This is a genomic window from Nocardia sp. MH4, from assembly GCF_019266065.1.
GTDB lineage: Bacteria > Actinomycetota > Actinomycetes > Mycobacteriales > Mycobacteriaceae > Nocardia > Nocardia canadensis.
Genome location: NZ_LPNR01000129.1, coordinates 1 through 232, shown reverse-complemented (window position 1 = coordinate 232; position 232 = coordinate 1). Strand labels below are relative to the sequence as shown.

The following is a 232-nucleotide window of genomic DNA, read 5'->3' as shown; positions in this document are numbered from 1 at the left end:
AGCGGTAAGGCCCTTCGGGGTACACGAGCGGCGAACGGGTGAGTAACACGTGGGTGATCTGCCTCGTACTTCGGGATAAGCCTGGGAAACTGGGTCTAATACCGGATATGACCTTCGGATGCATGTCTGAGGGTGGAAAGATTTATCGGTACGAGATGGGCCCGCGGCCTATCAGCTTGTTGGTGGGGTAATGGCCTACCAAGGCGACGACGGGTAGCCGGCCTGAGAGGGC

General features: G+C 58.6%; 1 rRNA gene. It reads left to right on the top strand.

The features are described 5' to 3' along the window. A 16S ribosomal RNA gene (locus ATM97_RS31465) occupies nucleotides 1-232 on the top strand; the annotation flags it as partial.